This window comes from Pseudomonas sp. A-1 (assembly GCF_004801855.1).
Lineage (GTDB): Bacteria > Pseudomonadota > Gammaproteobacteria > Pseudomonadales > Pseudomonadaceae > Geopseudomonas.
Genome location: NZ_SSTC01000092.1, coordinates 1 through 14924, shown reverse-complemented (window position 1 = coordinate 14924; position 14924 = coordinate 1). Strand labels below are relative to the sequence as shown.

Below are 14924 nucleotides of genomic sequence, written 5' to 3'. Positions count from 1 at the left end.
GGGCGAACAGCGTCTCGCGCCGCTGGCGCTCGCTGCCGGCGCGCTGCAGCTGGCTCTCGGCCTCGCGCAGCGCCGCGCGCGCCTGCGGGCGCTCGGCGTCGATCAGCTGGCGCAGCGCTGCCTCGGCTTCGCCCAGGCGGGCCCGCTGCTCGCGGTCGTCCAGCTCCAGCAGCAGGTCGCCGGGCTTGACCGCATCGCCCTCGCGCACATGGCGGGCCCTGACCACGCCGGTCAGCTCGCTGCCGATGCGCGCCAGCGACTGGCTGCTGACCTCGCCGCTGGCCACCACGCGCTGCACCAGCGGGCGCGTCTCCAGCCGGTAGCCGGGCAGCGGCGGCCCCTGCCAGTGGCGCCAGGCGAGCAACAGCAGCAGGGCGAGCGGCAGCAGGAGCAGGAGGAGAACGGGGCGGGGGCGGAGGGCGGACGACACGGATCACTCCCTGACAGGGCCGTAGGGCGGCAGCTATGGCGGGCAGTGTGCGAGAAAAGCGGGCGGGAGGCTACAGGTCGAGCGTCGCAGGGGCGCCCGGAGCGGGCAGCGCCCAGCGCTTGCGCCCCCACGCAGGCGCATGGGAGCGATCATGCCGTGCGGCAGGGCCGGACCTCAGTCCTTCTGCAGCCAGGTCGAGACGAACTTCTCGCCGTACTCTTCCTTCCAGGCCTTGAGCTTCTTGTTGTTGCCGCTCTTGGTTTCCAGCACTTCGCCGGTGACCGGGTTCTTCCACACCTGCAGCTTGCGCACGCGGCGGCCGCCCTGCTGCTCCAGGAGTTCCAGCTCGGGAATATGGATCGGTTGCGGATCGAGGATGTCGACGATGTTCTGCAGTTTGAAACCGTACTCCTGCAGCAGCGCCTTGAGTTTTTCCTCGAATTCCATTTCGTGCTTGAGTTCCTGGTCGTGCTTGAGCGATTCCAGGCGCGCCAGTTGCTCCCTGAGCGCCTGTTCGGCCTTGCGGAATTCCAACAGTTTGGACATCGAGTTTCTCCGGGAAAGGGAATGGGTCGGCAATAGGAAAATCCGCACACGCGAATTACCTGCACTCCCTGCACCTGTTCCCGTTGCGGACAAGAGGCTGCTTTTTATAGAGGCGGCTGCCTGCCGTCAATAGTTTCAATAATAGCGGAGGGAATTGGCGGCAGTGCGGGGGAACTGACGGAATTCCCACACTGCGGCTCGGGACCCGGTGCGGGAGGGCGGAATGCCGGCCGTCAAGCGCGGCCGACATTCGCGGCGTTCAGGGACGCCTCAGTGCAGGCAGCACTGCTTGTATTTCTTGCCGCTGCCGCACGGGCACAGATCGTTGCGGCCGATCTTCGGCGCCTTGGGCTTTTCCGCCTCGGCCATCCAGAAGTCGCGGATGGCGAACACCAGGTCGGGCAGGCTCTCGCGCATTTCCTCCAGTTCCTCCTCGGTCACCTCCTCGCCGTCGTCCAGCGAGAAGGCGCCGCTGAGCAGCATGAACGGCAGCAGCAGCTCCGGCTGAGCGTCGCGCAGGGCCTGCCAGTCCTTGTCGCGCAGCTCGACGCCGCGCATGTAGCCGTAGCACCACTCGTCCACCAGCACTTCTTCGCTGCCGTCCTCGTCGCCGATCTCGTAGATGGGCGCGAAACTTTCCGGGTCCTCGAACAGGCTGTGGGCCAGGGCATTCATGTGGCGCATCAGCAGGTCGGTGAGCTGCTGCAGTTCGGCTTCGGTCTCGAACTTCGGCAACTTGCCGCGCCACAGCGCCGGCAGCCACTCCGCCGGCGAAATCGGATTGAGGCCGGTGAGCACCGCGGTGAGGAAGCCGTCCAGCTCGGAAACGCTGAACACGCAATCCACTTCCTCGCCGTCCTTGCCATGCTCCTGCTCGGCCTTTTCCGAATAGCTGAACAGCAGTTCGTTCAGCTGGTCGATTTCCGCCTCGTCGAGGGGCTTTTCATAGTCTTGCATGGGATTTTCCTGGGTATGGATGGGCGCGGCGGAAACTGGCGATCCGCCGCGCCGGGAGATGCGTCGCGCGCATCGGTTGCGGTCGTGGCCGGCGGCCCTGTCCGGCAACTACTTCTGCTGCTTGTCCATCAGCGACTTGAGGTTGGCGAACGGATTGTGCTTCACCTGTGGCGACTTCTCGCCGGGAATCACCGCGCTGCCATTCTCGCCGTTGTAGATGGAGTACTTGGAGTGTTCGTGGTCGTGGCAATACAGGCAGAGCAACTCCCAGTTGCTGCCGTCGGCCGGATTGTTGTCGTGGTTGTGGTCGATATGGTGGACGGTCAGCTGGCTCAGGTTGGAATAGGTGAATTCCCGCGCGCAGCGGCCGCAGACCCACGGATACATCTTCAGCGCCTTGTCGCGATAACCCGCCTCGCGCTGCCTGTAGCTGGCACTGCTGCCCGTTCTGTCCGACATGGTGATAACCCGCACTTTCTTTCTGGAGATGGATGAGGCGGCGCCGTGCGGCGCCACCGCCTGCGCCGAGTGTTGGCCATGTGCGCCGCCCAGGCAAGAGGGGCCGATGCCCGGCTCAGTACAGCCAGGGCTTGAGCGCCTCCAGGTTGGCTACCTGCAGCTGCTGCGCCGCCGGATTGGGGTGCAGCTTGGTCGGATCGAGCTGGTAGCGCTGCAGCACGTACTGCACCAGCGCGCCGCGGGTCGGCAGCACCAGACGGCCGCCCTGCATGGCGTAGTCGCTCTCGGTGATCGCCTTCTGCTCCGCCAGCAGGCGAGCATCCGGCTCGAGGATCACGTCGACCCGGGTGTTCCAGCCCGGATCGTAGTCGCGGCCCTGCGCCGTGCGGTCGAGCAGCTCCGGCGTGCCGCGGAAGCGGCTGAGCACGAAGTCGCGCCAGTCGCGGTTCTTCTCGCAGTAGGCGCGCACGTGCCAGCGCATGCCGGTGAACACCAGGGTGTGCGGGGCGATCACCCGCACCTCGACCCGCGGGGTGTTGAACGACACGTACTCGGCCTCCAGGCGCAGCCCCTCGCGGCAGGCGCGCAGCAGCGGGCGCAGCACTTCCGGGCGCACGCTGCGGTCGGGCAGCTCGACCACCTCGCTGTGCGCATAGCTGCGTTCCAGGCCCTCGATGTGCGGGGCGCGCTCGCGGCTCTGGTTGAGCAGGTGCAGGTAGGCGCTGGCGCTGGTGTCGATGAAGCGCGGGCGGAACTGGCGGGTCGGCGCGTAGCCCTTCAGGCTGGCGTCATATGTCAAGTTTCTTGGCGCATGTTCCCGGATGTAGCTGTTGATGTCCTTGCTCGCCTGCTGGCGGGAAATGCCGAAGCCCTGCATCAGGTGCTGGGTGGTCAGCCGCCCTTCCCACAGGGCGATGGTCTCGATCAGCCGGTAGCGCATGGCCAGATCCCAGCGGATCTCGTCCAGCGCGGGTCGTCCCTTCATCACGCCTCCATGTGCGCCAAAACTTTACCTGTGTACTTCTACAGGATGGACCTGTCGCCTGAAGCTACATAGGGTGGCGGCGTCAGGCAAGCACAAGCGGGCGCGGCAGGAGATGACGACATGCGCAGGATTCCCACACTGGTCACCGCCATGCAGCGGCTCGGCGCCCCCGCCCAGGCCGCCGCGGCGACCGCCCAGCCACCCATCCGCCAGCATCGGGAGCCGTCCGCGATGAAGCACAGCGAGCGGCTGTCCCGCGCCTTCGGCTATGCCGCCCACGTGCACGCCGGCCAGCTGCGCAAGGGCACCGCGGTGCCCTACATCTCCCACCCGCTGGCGGTCAGCGCCCTGGTGCTGGAGTACGGCGGCGACGAGGACCAGGCCATCGCCGCCCTGCTGCACGACGTGGTCGAGGACGGCGGCCACCAGCACGCCTCGCAGATCAACCAGTACTTCGGCGAACGGGTGCTGCGCATGGTGCTCGACTGCACCGATGCCCTCGACCAGGGCGAGCCCGAGTGGCGGGCGCGCAAGCAGCGCTACCTGGCCCATCTCGCCGAGGTCGGTGCCGACTCGCTGCTGGTCAACGCCTGCGACAAGCTGCACAACGCCCGCTGCATCCTGCACGACCTGGAGCGGTTCGGCCCCGCGAGCCTCGAGCGCTTCAGCGGCGGACGCGAAGGCGTGCTGTGGTACTACCGCAGCCTGGGCGAGCTGTTCGCCCGCCGCGAGGCGCTGCCGGCTGCGGCGCTGGGCGCGGTGGTGGCGGGAATCGTCGCTCTGGCCGGCTGAGCGCGGTCAGCCGGCCGGCAGGCGCAGTGCCGGGCTGTAGCGCAGCATGTCGAGCAGCGCGTCGACCAGCGCGCCGGCTTCCTGGTCGAGGGCGAAGCTGTCCGGGCGCAGCAGCCAGTTGTTGATCAGGCCGTGGATGTAGGCATGCATGCCGATGGCGGCGCGGGTCAGGTCGAGGTCGGCGGGCAGCTGGCCGCGGCTGATGGCGTTGCGCAGCGACAGGGCGATGTCGCGGTCGATCTCGTCGCCGGTGGCCTGCAGCAGCTCGCGCAGGCTTTCCTGGTCGCCGGCCAGTTCGCACTTGTGGTGGAAGATCTCGTTGACCCGGCGCTGCTGGGGGTCGTGCACCGTCTTGCACAGGAAGTGCACGAGAATGTTGCGGATCTGGCCGAGCGGGTCGGCCTCGTCGGGATTGCGGGCGGCGGAGCAGACCACCTTGTTGGCGTCATGCTGGCGGGTGAGCAGGGCGTTGAACACGTCGGCCTTGCTGGTGAAGTGCCAGTACACCGCGCCACGGGACACCCCGGCGTCGGCGGCGATGTCGGCCATGGTGGTGTGGGCGACCCCCTTGGCGGCGAACACGCGCTCGGCGCTGTCGAGGATCTGTTGCCGAGTGGCTTCGGCTTCTTCTTTGGTTCTGCGAGCCATGCGGAGGTCTCTGGGCCTGTGGCGGATTGTGACTTCCCTGTGGTGTCGAGGGCGCGCAGTCTCACAAAAAACGCTGCTGGCGGCGAGCGGGGTTCTGGCGCGATCTTCCGGGCGTGCGAGTGGATACTTGCAATTCTGCGAATTTACAAACAGACGCGAATGTAAGTATAGTGCCTGGCACTGGAGATGCAATCTCCTCCCCGATTCCAACCTTGCTTGTGCACAACGAATTCGAGGCTTTCCGATGAATAGCTCCTCCGCACGCGCGACGCTGGGCGCCTCCGCCCTGCTGTCGCTTTTGCTGTTGGCCGGCTGCCAGAAGGAGGCGGCGCCGCAGCAGGCCCGCCCGGCGCCGCAGGTAGGCGTGGTGACCCTCGAGGCGCAGCCGTTCACCCTGACCAGCGAGCTGCCGGGCCGCACCGCGGCCTACCGGATCGCCGAGGTGCGCCCGCAAGTCGACGGCATCGTGCTCAAGCGCCTGTTCGCCGAGGGCCGCGAGGTCAAGGCCGGCCAGCAGCTGTACCAGATCGACCCGGCGACCTACGAGGCGACCCTGAAGAGCGCCGAGGCCACCCTGCTGTCGAGCCGTTCGCTGGCCGAGCGCTACAAGGTGCTGGTGGCCGACCAGGCGGTCAGCCGCCAGCAGTACGACGAGGCGCGCGCCGCCCAGCTGCAGGCCGAGGCGGCGCTGGAGAAGGCGCGCATCGACCTGCGCTACACCAAGGTGCTGGCGCCGATCGGCGGGCGCATTGGCCGCTCGGCGGTGACCGAGGGCGCGCTGGTCAGCAGCGGCCAGGCACAGGAACTGGCGGTGATCCAGCAGCTCGATCCGATCTACGTCGACGTCACCCAGCCGGCCACCGAGCTGCTGCGCCTGCGTCGCGAGCTGGCCGCCGGCCAGCTGGAGAAGGCCGGCGACACCGCCGCCAGGGTGAGCCTGAGCCTGCCCGACGGCAGCGCCTACGCCCACGACGGACGCCTGGAGTTCTCCGAGGTGTCGGTAGATCCGGGCACCGGCTCGGTGACCCTGCGCGCGGTGTTCCCCAACCCGCAGCACGAGCTGCTGCCGGGGATGTTCGTCCAGGCGCGGCTGCAGACCGGCAGCAAGAGCGCGGCGATCCTCGCCCCGCAGCAGGGCGTGACGCGCAACGCCAAGGGCGAGGCGGTGGCCATGGTGGTCAATGCCGAGAACAAGGTCGAGGTGCGCACCCTCAAGGCCGAGCGCACCGCCGGCAGCTTCTGGCTGGTCAGCGAGGGCCTCGAGGCCGGCGACCGGCTGATCACCGAGGGCCTGCAGTTCATCAAGCCGGGCGTCGAGGTCAAGGTGCAGGCGGCGAGCAACGTGCCGGCGCTGGGCAAGCCTGCCGAGAGCCAGCCGGCCGCCCAGCAGCAGTCGGCCCAGGGCCGTTAAGGGGATAGCGCCATGTCCAGATTCTTCATCGACCGGCCGATCTTCGCCTGGGTGATCGCCCTGGTGATCATGCTGGCCGGCGGCCTGTCGATCCTCAAGCTGCCGATCAACCAGTACCCGAGCATCGCCCCGCCGGCGGTGGGCATTTCCGTGCGCTACCCGGGCGCCTCGGCGCAGACGGTGCAGGACACCGTGGTGCAGGTGATCGAGCAGCAGCTCAACGGCATCGACGGCCTGCGCTACATCTCCTCGGAGAGCAACTCCGACGGCAGCATGACCATCACCGCCACCTTCAACCAGGGCGTCGATCCCGACATCGCCCAGGTGCAGGTGCAGAACAAGCTGCAGCTGGCCACCCCGCTGCTGCCGCAGGAGGTCCAGCAGCAGGGCATCCGCGTCACCAAGGCGGTGCGCAACTTCCTGCTGGTGATCGGCCTGGTGTCCGAAGACGGCAGCATGGACCGCAACGACCTGGCCGACTACATCGTCTCCAACATCCAGGACCCGCTGTCGCGGACCCGCGGCGTCGGCGACTTCCAGGTGTTCGGCGCCCAGTACGCCATGCGCATCTGGCTCGATCCGGCCCGGCTGAACAACTACGCGCTGACTCCGGTGGACGTGAAGAGCGCCATCCAGGCGCAGAACGTGCAGGTGTCCTCCGGCCAACTCGGCGGCCTGCCGGCCTCGCCGGGCCAGCAGCTGACCGCCACCATCATCGGCAAGACCCGCCTGCAGACCCCCGAGCAGTTCCGCGACATCCTCCTCAAGGTCAACGCCGACGGCTCGCAGGTGCGCCTCAAGGACGTCGCCCGCGTCGAGCTGGGCGGCGAGAACTACAGCATCAGCGCCGAGTACAACGGCCTGCCGGCCACCGGCATCGCGGTCAAGCTGGCCACCGGCGCCAACGCGCTGGACACCGTGGCCGCGGTGCGCCAGACCCTCGACGAACTGGAGCCGTTCTTCCCGCCGGGGATGAAGGCGGTCTATCCGTACGACACCACGCCGGTGATCTCGGCGTCGATCATGGGGGTGGTGACCACCCTGTTCGAGGCCATCGGCCTGGTGTTCCTGGTGATGTACCTGTTCCTGCAGAACTTCCGCGCCACCCTGATCCCGACCCTGGCGGTGCCGGTGGTGCTGCTCGGCACCTTCGGCATCCTCGCGGCGTTCGGCTTCAGCATCAACACCCTGACCATGTTCGCCATGATCCTCGCCATCGGCCTGCTGGTCGACGACGCCATCGTGGTGGTGGAGAACGTCGAGCGGGTGATGAGCGAGGAGGGGCTGTCGCCGCTGGAGGCCACCCGCAAGTCGATGGGGCAGATCCAGGGCGCGCTGGTCGGCATCGGCCTGGTACTGTCGGCGGTGTTCGTGCCGATGGCGTTCTTCCCCGGCTCCACCGGGGTGATCTACCAGCAGTTCTCCATCACCATCGTCTCGGCCATGGCGCTGTCGGTGCTGGTGGCGCTGGTGTTCACTCCCGCGCTGTGCGCCACCCTGCTCAAGCCGATCGCCAAGGGTGCGCACCACGAGAAGAAGGGCTTCTTCGGCTGGTTCAACCGCAGCTTCCAGCGTGGCGTGCAGGGCTACGAGCGCGGCGTCAAGGCGGTTCTGCGGCGCAAGGCGCCCTACCTGCTGATGTACCTGGTGATCGTCGGCGTGATGGCCTGGATGTTCACCCGCATCCCCACCTCGTTCCTGCCGGAGGAGGACCAGGGCGTGCTGTTCGCCCAGGTGCAGACCCCGGCCGGCTCCAGCGCCGAGCGCACCTACGAGATGGTCCGCCAGATGCGCGAGTACCTGCTCGAGGAAGAGGGCGAGGTGGTCAAGTCGGTGTTCACCGTCAACGGCTTCAACTTCGCCGGCCGCGGGCAGAGCTCGGGCATGGCGTTCATCAACCTCAAACCGTGGAGCGAGCGCACCGAGCCGGGCCAGGGCGTGTTCGAGCTGGCGCAGCGCGCCCAGCAGCGCTTCTTCGGCTTCCGCGACGCCATGGTGTTCGCCTTCGCCCCGCCGGCGGTGATGGAGCTGGGCAATGCCACCGGCTTCAACGTGTTCCTCCAGGACCGCGCCGGCGTCGGCCACCAGGTGCTCAGCCAGGCGCGCGACCAGTTCCTCCAGCTGGCCGGGCAGAACCCCAAGCTGGCCGGCGTGCGCCCCAACGGCCTGCGCGACGAGCCGCAGTACCAGTTGCTGATCGATGACGAGAAGGCGCGCGCCCAGGGCGTGTCGCTGGCCGAGATCGACCAGACCCTGTCGATCGCCTGGGGCGGCAGCTACGTCAACGACTTCATCGACCGCGGCCGGGTGAAGAAGGTCTACCTGCAGGGCGAGGCCTCCGCGCGGATGAATCCCGAGGACCTCGACAAGTGGTTCGTGCGCAACGCCGAGGGCCAGATGGTGCCGTTCAGCGCCTTCGCCAGCGGCCAGTGGATCTACGGACCGCCCAAGCTGTCGCGTTACAACGGCGTGTCGGCGATGGAGATCCTCGGCGCCGCCGCCCCGGGCTACAGTTCGGGCGAGGCGATGGCCGAAGTGGAGAAGATCGCCGCCCAGCTGCCGCCGGGCGTCGGCCTGGCCTGGACCGGGCTGTCCTACGAGGAGCGTCTGGCCGGCGACCAGGCTACCGCGTTGTACGCCCTGTCGCTGTTGGTGGTGTTCCTCTGCCTGGCGGCGCTGTACGAGAGCTGGTCGATCCCGTTCTCGGTGATGCTGGTGGTGCCGCTGGGGGTGATCGGCGCGCTGCTGGCCACCTACGGTCGCGGCCTGTCCAACGACGTGTACTTCCAGATCGGCCTGCTCACAACCATCGGCCTGTCGGCGCGCAACGCGATCCTCATCGTCGAGTTCGCCAAGTCGCTGCACGAGCAGGGCATGAGCCTGGTCGACGCCGCGGCGGAGGCCTGCCGCATGCGTCTGCGGCCGATCGTGATGACCTCGCTGGCGTTCATCCTCGGCGTGGTGCCGCTGGCCGTCTCCAGCGGCGCCGGCGCCGGCAGCAAGCACGCCATCGGCACCGGGGTGATCGGCGGCATGCTCTCCGCGCTGGTGCTGGCGATCTTCTGGATCCCGCTGTTCTACGTACTGGTCTGCTCGCTGACCGAGCGCAAGCGCAAGCCGGGCGTGCAGGCCGAGAAGGAGTCCGTGCTGTGAACAAGTCGATCCTGACCCTGAGCCTCCTGCTGGGCCTCGGCGGCTGCTCGCTGATCCCCGACTATCAGCGCCCCGAGGCGCCGGTGGCCGCCGCCTGGCCGTCCGAGGGCGTGTATGCCGGTGCGGCGGACAGCGCGGCGAGCGCGCTGCCCGCCTGGCGCGGCTTCTTCCGCGACCCGGCGCTGCAGCGCCTGATCGAGGTGGCGCTGGACAACAACCGCGACCTGCGCGTGGCGGCGCTCAACGTGCAGGCCTACCAGGCGCTGTACCGCATCCAGCGCGCCGAGCTGTTCCCGCAGCTCGACGCCCGCGGCAGCGGCACCCGCCAGCGCCTGCCGGCCGACCTGACCCGCACCGGCTCCGCCGCGACCAACGGCGAGTACGGCGCCACCGTCGGCGTCACCGACTGGGAACTGGACCTGTTCGGTCGCCTGCGCAGCCTCAACCAGGCGGCGCTGGAGCAGTACTTCGCCACCGAGCAGGCGCGGCGCAGCACGCAGATCGGCCTGGTGGCCAGCGTCGCCGACGCCTGGCTGAGCCTGCAGGCCGACCGCGAGCTGCTGGCGCTCAGCGAGGAGACCCTGAAGACCTACGAGCAGAGCCTGGCGCTGACCCAGCGCAGCTTCGACGTCGGCGTCGCCTCGGCGCTGGAGCTGAGCCAGTCGCGCAGCGCGGTGGAGGGCGCGCGGGTCAACGTCGCCCAGTACCAGCGCCTGCTCGCCCAGGACCACAACGCCCTGCAGCTGCTGCTCGGCAGTGCGCTGCCGGCCGACCTGCCGGCGGCCGCGCCGCTGGAGCAGGTGCAGCTGGCCGAGCTGCCGGTGGGCCTGCCCTCCGACCTGCTGCAGCGGCGCCCGGACATCCTCGCCGCCGAGCACCAGCTCAGGGCGGCCAACGCCGACATCGGTGCGGCGCGCGCGGCGTTCTTCCCGAGCATCGGCCTGACCGCCCGCGCCGGCAGCGCCAGCACCGAGCTGTCCGGACTGTTCAAGGGCGGCAGCGGCACCTGGCTGTTCCAGCCGTCGATCAACCTGCCGATCTTCACCGCCGGCAGCCTCAAGGGCAGCCTGGACTACGCCAGGCTGCAGAAGCAGGTCGAGGTGGCGCAGTACGAGCAGGCGATCCAGACCGCGTTCAGCGAGGTCGCCGACGGCCTCGCCGCGCGCAGCACCTACGTCGCGCAGCTCGCGGCGCAGCGCCAGCTGGTGGCGGCCAATGCCGAGTACCGGCGCCTGGCCGAGCGCCGCTACCGCACCGGGGTCGACAGCCAGCTGACCCTGCTCGACGCCCAGCGCCAGCTGTTCGGCTCGCAGCAGCAGCTGATCGGCGACCGCCTGGCCCAGCTGTCCAGCGAGATCGCCCTGTTCAAGGCGCTCGGCGGCGGGGTGGAGTAGGGACAGACCGTGATGGCTCCCACGCTCGCGCGTGGGAGGCCGCCCGCGCACTGTGCCCATGGTGCGCGCGGCGCACCCTACGGCGGTTTTGCTCAGGCTGGTTCGTAGGGTGCGCCATGCGCACCAGCAGTCCAGCCAGGCGCAGGGAAGCCTCGCGCAGCGATCTTCCCGGCAGGTGGTAGATAATCGCTGCGCGAGTTACCTCCCCGGCATCCGCTTCAGCCGCGCTCGGCCAGCAGCAGGATGTTGCGCGGGGTCAGGCGGTAGTCGCAGAAGGCGCCGAGGCGCACCCGATAGCCCTGCTCCTCCAGGTACAGCGCCCGGTCCAGCAGCAGCCACAGCTCCAGCGGCCGGCGGAACAGGCCGCGCACCAGCTCGAGGTTGCGCACCGCGGCCAGGCGCTGCCAGCCGGCGGCCTCCAGCGCCGCCCAGTCGCGCTCGCCGGGTGCCGGCAGCTCCTTCAGTTCGGCCAGTTCGCGGCAGTATTCGGCGAACGGCTTGTCCAGCCAGGCCGGCGCCAGCGAGGGCACCGGCAGGTAGTCGTCCACCCCGCGCAGCTCGCGCTGCAGCAGGTCGAAGGCCAGTCGGCGGGCCATCGACTGGTCGCGCTGGCGGCGTACCCGCGCCCCGGCGGTGACCGTCTCGGCCAGCGGCAGGCGCAGGTCGTCGCGGCTGAGATGCAGCGCCGAGGCCTGCGCCGGCTGCGACAGCGGCCGGTAGACGTCGGTGGCGATACGGTTGTAGCAGCAGGGCGCTACCGCCAGCTGGCGGCAGCCCTTGGCGCTGGCCAGCTCCAGCAGGCGCACGTGCAGCTCGCCGCAGGCGTGCAGGGCCACCGGGGTGTGCCCGGCTTGCAGGCGTTCGCTGGCGCCGGCGGCCAGCACGTCCTGTTCGAGGTGCCGCGCCGGCAGGGCGAGGCGGTCGCTGAGGCGCTGGCCGTCCGCGACCAGCGCGGCGTCGTATTCCAGGCAGGTCAGCGGCGTGCCGGCGTGGGCCAGGCGGCGGCCCAGGTGGCCCTTGCCGGAGCACCAGTCCAGCCAGTGGCGCGGCGGTTCGCGGAACTGCAGGCGGCTGGCGAAGGCGTCGATCTGCTGCCACTTGCGCCCCGGCACGTCGACGCTGAACTGCGCCGGCAGCGGCGCCACGGCGCCAGCCGGCAGGTCGCCGACCGCGGCCAGCTGCGCGGCGTGCGCGGCCAGCTGCGGGAAGGGCGCCGGGGCGTCCAGTTGCTCGGGGTGGTTGTGCACCGCGTCGGCCTGCTCCAGCGTGCGTCCGCGCAGCCAGGCGGCCAGCGCGGGGTAGTCGCGCTCCCAGCCGAGGGTCAGGGCGGTGAACGGCTTGTCGCGCCACAGCATCTGGTGTTCGCGCAGGAAGGCGTCCAGCTCGGCGAAGCGCTGGCGCAGCAGGGGGCCTTGGAGGATGTCGGACACGGCGGGCGGCGGCGGGCAGTGGGCGGGCGGCGATTATAGCGGCGACGTGGTGCGCATGGCGCACCCTACGGCTCGGCGGTGCTCGTCGGCGTGGTGCGCATGGCGCACCCTACGGTTCGGCGGTGGTCGTCGGTGTGGTGCGCATGGCGCACCCTACGGTTCGGCGGTGGTCGCCGGTAGGGTGCGCCGCGCGCACCAGGGCACCGCTTCTCAGCGGGCGCGTGCCGCGTCGATGCGCAGCCAGCGCTCGATGCCGCGGAAGATCCAGGTCAGGCCGATGGTGATGACCAGGTACAGCGCCCCGGCGTAGACGAAGAAGAACATCTGCTCGTAGGTGCGCGAGCTGATGGTGCGCGCCATGCCCATGATGTCGTAGAGGGTCACGGTGTAGACCACCGCGCTGGCCTTGAGCATCAGGATCACTTCGTTGGTGTAGGCCGGCAGGCCGATGCGCGCGGCGCGCGGCAGGATGATGTGCCACAGCGCCTGGCGCTGCGACATGCCCAGCGCGCGCGCCGCCTCCACTTCGCCGACCGGCACGGCGTGGATCGCGCCGCGCATGATCTCGGCGATGTAGGCCGCGGTGTGCAGAGTCATGGTCGCCAGCGCGCACCAGTACGGATCGCGCAGGAACGGCCACAGCGCGCTCTTGCGCACCTCCGGGAACTGCGCCAGGCCGTAGTAGACGATGAACAGCTGCAGCAACAGCGGGGTGCCGCGGAAGAAGAAGATGTACGCCGAGGGCAGCGCGCGCACATGCCAGTGCCGCGAGGCGCGGGCGATGCCCAGCGGCAGGGCGACGATCAGCCCGGCGACCACGGCGATCGCTACCAGCTCGAGGGTCAGGGCGACGCCGTCGAGCATCTTCGGGGTCCATTTGACCAGCAGTTCCCAGCCGCTCATAGCTCGTTCCTCGCGATGCCGCGGCCGGCGCGTTTTTCCAGCTGGTGCAGGACCAGCATGACGATCACGGTGAGGCCGAGGTAGATGGCCGCGGCGCTCATGTAGAAGGTGAAGGGGGCCTTGGTGGCGTTGGAGGCGACGCTCGCCTTGCGCATGATCTCCTCCAGCGAGATCAGCGACACCAGCGCGGTGTCCTTGAGCAGGATCATGTACAGGTTGCCGAGGCCGGGCAGCGCGGTGCGCCACAGCTGCGGCAGGATGATGCGCCAGAAGATCCGCAGGCCGGACAGGCCGAGCGCCTGGCCCGCCTCGCGCTGGCCCTTGGGAATGGCCAGCAGCGCGCCGCGGAACACCTCGGTGGCGTAGGCGCCGAAGCACAGGCCCAGCGCCAGGGTGCCGGCGGCGAACGGATTCAGTGCCAGCTCGGGGTAGCCGAACGCCGCGCCGACGGCATTCAGGCCGCTCACCGTGCCGTAGTAGATCATCAGCACCCAGAGGGTTTCCGGCACGCCGCGCACCAGCGTGGTGTAGCCGCCGCCGAGCAGGCGCAGGGGCAGGCTGGCCGAGGTCTTGGCCAGGGCGCCGAGCAGGCCGAGGAGCAGCCCGACGCCGACGGCGGCGACGGACAGCTTGATGGTCATCCAGGTGCCGGCGGCCAGCGCCGGCCCGAAGCCTTGAAGGTCAGGAATCATGGTTTGTCGGCGGCGCGCCAGCGTGAAGATGGCGCGCCGCTAGCGGCTCAGTAGATGCTGAAGGGGAAGTACTTGTCGTTGATCTGCTTGTAGGTGCCGTCCTCGACGATCGCCTTGAGGGCGGCGTTGAGCTTGTCGCGCAGGGCGTCGTCGCCCTTGCGCACGGCGAGGCCGATCTTGTCGTCGTCGTACACCGGCTCGCCCTTGAACTCGAAGTCCTTGCCGGCGTCGCTCTTCAGCCATTCCCAGTTGACCAGCTTGTCGGCCAGCACGCCGTCGACGCGGCCGGCGGCCAGGTCGAGGTAGGCGTTTTCCTGGGTGTCGTAGAGCTTCACCTCGACCACGTCGCCGAGGTTGTCCTCCAGCCAGGTGCCGGCGATGGTGGCGCGCTGCGCGCCGATCACCTTGCCGTCGAGGCTGGCCTCGTCGGTCTTGAAGTCGACCGACTTGGGCGCGATGAACTGCAGCTTGTTGGTGTAGTACGGGTCGCTGAAGTCGACCGCCTGCTTGCGCTCGTCGGTGATCGACATGGAAGCGGCGATGAAGTCGAACTTCCTGGCGTTGAGCGCCGGGATGATGCCGTCCCAGTCGGAGGTGACGATCTCGCACTCGGCCTGCATCTTCACGCACAGCGCCTTGGCGATCTCCACGTCGAAGCCGACCACGTTGCCGCTGGCGTCGATCTGGTTGAAGGGCGGGTAGGCGCCTTCGGTGCCGATGCGCAGCTTGTCGGCGGCCAGCGCCGGGGTGGCGAGGACCAGGGCTGCGGCCATGGCCAGCAGCGAGTTGCGGATTTTCATGGGTAGGGCTCCTTGTTTGGCTGTCCGTCGCCCGGCCGCGGCGCGGGCGCGTCGGCCGAGTTGTTATTTGAGGCTAGACATGAACTGGCGGCAGCGCTCCGAGCTCGGGCTGCCGAACACCCGGTCCGGCGGCCCCTGCTCCTCGACCAGGCCCTGGTGGAGGAACACCACCTCGCTGGACACCTGGCGGGCGAAGTTCATCTCGTGGGTGACCAGCAGCATGGTGCGGCCTTCCTCGGCCAGCGCGCGGATCACGTTGAGCACTTCCTGGACCATCTCCGGATCGAGCGCCGAGGTCGGCTCGTCGAACAGGATCACCTTGGG

Annotated in this window: 14 protein-coding genes and 1 pseudogene; 4 read left to right on the top strand and 11 right to left on the bottom strand. The window is 69.0% G+C overall.

What is annotated here, in order from left to right; translation table 11 throughout:
- From E5198_RS17455 to E5198_RS17435, 5 genes are all read right to left on the bottom strand, one after another.
- Positions 1-430, bottom strand: a 430-nt coding sequence (locus tag E5198_RS17455; protein WP_136491228.1) for a biotin/lipoyl-binding protein, incomplete at its 3' end; no start/stop codon positions are given.
- Between the two features lie 174 nt (positions 431-604).
- Complete coding sequence (locus tag E5198_RS17450; RefSeq protein ID WP_136491227.1) at positions 605-976, bottom strand: histone-like nucleoid-structuring protein, MvaT/MvaU family; 372 nt, start codon at positions 974-976, stop codon at positions 605-607.
- A 270-nt stretch (positions 977-1246) separates the two neighbouring features.
- Complete coding sequence (locus E5198_RS17445; RefSeq protein WP_136491226.1) at positions 1247-1933, bottom strand: UPF0149 family protein; 687 nt, start codon at positions 1931-1933, stop codon at positions 1247-1249.
- Positions 1934-2041: 108 nt separating this feature from the next.
- Complete coding sequence (locus E5198_RS17440) at positions 2042-2392, bottom strand: YajD family HNH nuclease (RefSeq protein ID WP_136491225.1); 351 nt, start codon at positions 2390-2392, stop codon at positions 2042-2044.
- A 115-nt stretch (positions 2393-2507) separates the two neighbouring features.
- Complete coding sequence (locus E5198_RS17435) at positions 2508-3377, bottom strand: YafY family protein (RefSeq protein ID WP_136491224.1); 870 nt, start codon at positions 3375-3377, stop codon at positions 2508-2510.
- Between the two features lie 120 nt (positions 3378-3497).
- Between E5198_RS17435 and E5198_RS17430 the strand changes: the two genes are divergently transcribed.
- Positions 3498-4169, top strand: a complete 672-nt coding sequence (locus E5198_RS17430; protein WP_218569068.1) for an HD domain-containing protein — start codon at positions 3498-3500, stop codon at positions 4167-4169.
- Between the two features lie 6 nt (positions 4170-4175).
- Here E5198_RS17430 and E5198_RS17425 read toward each other — a convergent pair whose 3' ends face one another.
- The gene (locus tag E5198_RS17425; RefSeq protein ID WP_136491223.1) at positions 4176-4817 is read right to left on the bottom strand and encodes a TetR family transcriptional regulator; all 642 of its coding nucleotides are present in this window, start codon (positions 4815-4817) and stop codon (positions 4176-4178) included.
- 244 nt (positions 4818-5061) lie between these two features.
- Between E5198_RS17425 and E5198_RS17420 the strand changes: the two genes are divergently transcribed.
- Genes E5198_RS17420 through adeC form a run of 3 tightly spaced genes read left to right on the top strand, consistent with a single transcriptional unit; the run spans position 5062 to position 10775 of the window.
- Complete coding sequence (locus E5198_RS17420; RefSeq protein WP_136491222.1) at positions 5062-6228, top strand: efflux RND transporter periplasmic adaptor subunit; 1167 nt, start codon at positions 5062-5064, stop codon at positions 6226-6228.
- A gap of 12 nt (positions 6229-6240) precedes the next feature.
- Entirely contained in the window at positions 6241-9381 is a 3141-nt protein-coding gene (locus tag E5198_RS17415) for an efflux RND transporter permease subunit (protein ID WP_136491221.1), read from the top strand.
- Entirely contained in the window at positions 9378-10775 is a 1398-nt protein-coding gene (adeC, locus tag E5198_RS17410; RefSeq protein WP_136491220.1) for an AdeC/AdeK/OprM family multidrug efflux complex outer membrane factor, read from the top strand. Before E5198_RS17415 ends, adeC begins: the two co-directional genes overlap by 4 nt.
- A gap of 218 nt (positions 10776-10993) precedes the next feature.
- Here adeC and E5198_RS17405 read toward each other — a convergent pair whose 3' ends face one another.
- From E5198_RS17405 to E5198_RS17385, 5 genes and pseudogenes are all read right to left on the bottom strand, one after another.
- The gene (locus tag E5198_RS17405; protein ID WP_256659181.1) at positions 10994-12205 is read right to left on the bottom strand and encodes a methyltransferase; all 1212 of its coding nucleotides are present in this window, start codon (positions 12203-12205) and stop codon (positions 10994-10996) included.
- Positions 12206-12415: 210 nt separating this feature from the next.
- Entirely contained in the window at positions 12416-13108 is a 693-nt protein-coding gene (locus tag E5198_RS17400; RefSeq protein ID WP_136491219.1) for an ABC transporter permease, read from the bottom strand.
- Positions 13105-13800: an ABC transporter permease gene (locus E5198_RS17395; RefSeq protein WP_136491218.1), complete on the bottom strand. Its 696-nt coding sequence runs from the start codon at positions 13798-13800 to the stop codon at positions 13105-13107. The genes E5198_RS17400 and E5198_RS17395 overlap by 4 nt, the downstream gene beginning before the upstream one ends.
- A 47-nt stretch (positions 13801-13847) precedes the next feature.
- Positions 13848-14600 (bottom strand): ABC transporter substrate-binding protein, encoded by a 753-nt coding sequence (locus E5198_RS17390; RefSeq protein ID WP_136491217.1) that lies wholly within the window; start codon positions 14598-14600, stop codon positions 13848-13850.
- 63 nt (positions 14601-14663) lie between these two features.
- Positions 14664-14924 (bottom strand): annotated as a pseudogene (locus tag E5198_RS17385) (ATP-binding protein); the annotation flags it as partial.

Coding starts and splice junctions, on each gene's coding strand:
- E5198_RS17450 (WP_136491227.1), bottom strand. CDS start 976: ATGTCCAAACTGTTGGAATTCCGCAAGGCCGAACAGGCGCTCAGGGAG.
- E5198_RS17445 (WP_136491226.1), bottom strand. CDS start 1,933: ATGCAAGACTATGAAAAGCCCCTCGACGAGGCGGAAATCGACCAGCTG.
- E5198_RS17440 (WP_136491225.1), bottom strand. CDS start 2,392: ATGTCGGACAGAACGGGCAGCAGTGCCAGCTACAGGCAGCGCGAGGCG.
- E5198_RS17435 (WP_136491224.1), bottom strand. CDS start 3,377: ATGAAGGGACGACCCGCGCTGGACGAGATCCGCTGGGATCTGGCCATG.
- E5198_RS17430 (WP_218569068.1), top strand. CDS start 3,498: ATGCGCAGGATTCCCACACTGGTCACCGCCATGCAGCGGCTCGGCGCC.
- E5198_RS17425 (WP_136491223.1), bottom strand. CDS start 4,817: ATGGCTCGCAGAACCAAAGAAGAAGCCGAAGCCACTCGGCAACAGATC.
- E5198_RS17420 (WP_136491222.1), top strand. CDS start 5,062: ATGAATAGCTCCTCCGCACGCGCGACGCTGGGCGCCTCCGCCCTGCTG.
- E5198_RS17415 (WP_136491221.1), top strand. CDS start 6,241: ATGTCCAGATTCTTCATCGACCGGCCGATCTTCGCCTGGGTGATCGCC.
- E5198_RS17400 (WP_136491219.1), bottom strand. CDS start 13,108: ATGAGCGGCTGGGAACTGCTGGTCAAATGGACCCCGAAGATGCTCGAC.
- E5198_RS17395 (WP_136491218.1), bottom strand. CDS start 13,800: ATGATTCCTGACCTTCAAGGCTTCGGGCCGGCGCTGGCCGCCGGCACC.
- E5198_RS17390 (WP_136491217.1), bottom strand. CDS start 14,600: ATGAAAATCCGCAACTCGCTGCTGGCCATGGCCGCAGCCCTGGTCCTC.